Here is a 910-nt window from a genome sequence, read left to right as displayed (position 1 = left end):
TGAAGCCCATCGGCACGAGCAGCCGATGAATGAGGTGCGTGCGGCGAATCAGGTCGAGCAGCCAGGACTCGGGCGCGTCGCCGGCGCTGGTGTTTTCCATGCGGAACTTGTCGGCCCACGCAACCAGCGGGCGGAACAGGAACTGGTCGTACGCGAGAATCACCACGATCATCGCCAGAATCACCCAGCCGATCGCGTGCAGGTTCTTTTCCGCGATCGCCTGCGCCAGATAGGCGCCGATGCCCGGCAGCGTGATCGTGTTGTTGCCGACGGTGATCGCCTCCGAAGCCACCACGAAGAACCAGCCGCCCGACATCGACATCATCATGTTCCAGATGAGGCCCGGCATCGAAAACGGCACTTCGAGCTTCCAGAAACGCTGCCAGCCGGTCAGATGAAAGCCGCGCGAGACTTCGTCGAGATCGCGCGGCACCGTGCGCAGCGACTGGTAGAAGCTGAACGTCATGTTCCACGCCTGGCTCGTGAAGATCGCGAAGATCGCCGCGAGTTCGGCGCCGAGCACGCGCGAGGGAAACAGCGCGAGAAAAAACGTGACCGTAAACGAGATATAGCCGAGCACCGGCACCGATTGCAGGATGTCGAGAATCGGCACGAGCACCGCGCCCGCGCGGCGGCTTTTGGCGGCCAGCGTGCCGTAGGCGAGCGTGAAGGCGAGCGAGGCGATCATCGCGGCGAGCATGCGCAGCGTCGTGCGCATCGCGTAGTCGGGCAGATTGGCCGGATCGAGCGAGATCGGCTGCGCCTTGAGCGTGGCAATGGGCGCCATCGACTCGTGAAAGCCGACGGCCGCCATCGCGATCAGGCAAATGATGAGCGGGAACGCAACGAAGTCCCAGCGATTGGGCAGCACGCGCCACGCGGAAACGTTGGCCGTGCGGTTCAGGTTGAA

General features: G+C 63.7%; 1 protein-coding gene. It reads right to left on the bottom strand.

The features are described from left to right. On the bottom strand, nucleotides 1-910 hold a 910-nt coding region (locus U5805_RS31540), incomplete at both ends, for an ABC transporter permease subunit (protein ID WP_322107401.1).

Origin of the sequence: Paraburkholderia sp. J41 (assembly GCF_905220235.1) — a bacterium.
Classification (GTDB): Bacteria; Pseudomonadota; Gammaproteobacteria; order Burkholderiales; family Burkholderiaceae; genus Paraburkholderia.
The sequence above is the reverse complement of the archived record's forward strand: the minus strand, read 5'-3'. Positions and strand labels throughout refer to the sequence as shown.